Source organism: Desulfovibrio sp. SGI.102 (assembly GCF_050314315.1).
GTDB lineage: Bacteria > Desulfobacterota > Desulfovibrionia > Desulfovibrionales > Desulfovibrionaceae > Desulfovibrio.
This window is the reverse complement of sequence record NZ_JBNPNC010000116.1, coordinates 1-1,598: the sequence shown is the minus strand read 5'-3', so window position 1 is coordinate 1,598 and position 1,598 is coordinate 1. Positions and strand designations below refer to the sequence as shown.

2 protein-coding genes are annotated in these 1,598 nt (G+C 48.5%); both read left to right on the top strand.

The window, feature by feature from the left end; translation table 11 throughout:
- Positions 1–160 precede the first annotated feature (160 nt).
- A complete protein-coding gene (locus ACQRCJ_RS12400; RefSeq protein WP_427799936.1) occupies positions 161–607 on the top strand; it encodes a hypothetical protein in 447 nt (148 codons plus the stop codon).
- Positions 608–1,132: 525 nt separating this feature from the next.
- A complete protein-coding gene (locus tag ACQRCJ_RS12395) occupies positions 1,133–1,510 on the top strand; it encodes a hypothetical protein (protein ID WP_427799935.1) in 378 nt (125 codons plus the stop codon).
- The last annotated feature ends 88 nt before the right edge of the window (positions 1,511–1,598 follow it).

Genomic DNA, 1,598 nt, shown 5'->3' with positions numbered 1-1,598 from the left:
CTAGTCAAGAGCCAAAATATTTTATGCCTGTGGCTGCTGCGGCGTACTGACTGCAATTGGTGGCCGGGGGATCGGGCAGCATAGTGATGCCTGTTGCAGATCCGGCTGCTTGCGGCAGTCCCATTCCCTTGCTAGGCTGATTCCGAAAAGGAGGCTATGCATGATCCGTCTTGAAAAGGCCGGCTGGGAAGATCTGGCTGCTCTTGTACAGTTGCAGGAAATAGTGCGGGCGCGTCTGCTGCCGGAAGGGCAGCCTTTGCCCGAGACGGCCGGAGATTCGCTGGAGGATTTTTTTGCTCACGGCGTGGTGCTGCGGGCCCTGATGGAAGACGACACCATGGTGGGTGCCGTAGGCGGGCGAGAAGTGGACGGCAGGCAGCATTTGGCCCAGCTGCTGGTGCATCCGCAATGGCAGGGACAGTATGTGGAGACCATGCTGCTGTTGCAGATGGAAAGCCTGCTGCCCGAGACCCGGCGCGAACTGCTGTTCCCGGCACGGGATGCCGCGGATCTGCGGCCCCTGCTGTGGCTGGGCTATACCGTCAGTGAAGAGACGCCCCTGCCGCACGGCCTGACCCTGTACCGGCTGGAGAAATCATCCATTTGAAAATGCCGGACGATCCAGGGGAAGATAAGGGCGGGCCGTATATCCAGCTAAAACAGTGAGGCCTTGAGAATAGACCTTCTGTGTCGAAGTCCCCAGCTTTTCCCTATGTGTGCTCCTCGCCGTGCAGCTTTCTACAGATAAAATTCCACTTTATGGAATAAGCAGGGATAATCTGAGAAAGCATGCGGGGAGGGAAGAGTATGCCGCTCACACTTGGAACAGTTATCCTTGTCCTCGGTATCATCCTTATACTTGGTCAAGGGAATTTCTTCAGAGGATTCGTGAGGTTTTGGAAAGCGCAACTGATATTGCTGGTCGTGTATCTGCTGATCTCTGCTTGGGCATGTACTCGTGCCCTGTTGTATTGATTGAGGCCACAGACGATCTATAAAATAGGTGTTTTCACTATTATAATAATTTTTGTTGTTATTTTACGAATCTTAATATATCAATTATGATGAATATAATGAAATGTATGCTATAGTATTGGCGTTGTGGGCTATTTATGAAAAAACGGAGGATATCATGGGTCGCGTTGTAAAAAATGAAAAGGAACTTGTACAAGCAATCCAAAATAATGTAGACTATATAGAAGTAGAATGTGGAATTAAAGATTTTTTTATAAAGATCAAAGGGACTAGAAAAATCGCATGGACGGTGTGTTTGGGGTGTCTTGCCATCGCTGCCGCAACGACTACATATATGGTTGCGAAAGAGGATACAGATGCTAAAAAAATAGCTATTTCAGCTATTTCTGCAACAGCTGCTGCCGCTATACTTGGGCCAACTACAGCTGCAACGTGTGTCATGATGGCAGTTTCAGCTGGTGGAGTCGATGTACTTAACAAGCTTCGTGAATATCGTATAGAAGAACAAGGTAACAGGTTATTCCTTGTAAAATAGAAATGGATATCTAAGGAACGAGGACAAGAGTTCAAACTTGATTTTTCTTGTCCCTTCCATCCACATGTGCGGATCTTTGCCCTAAGAG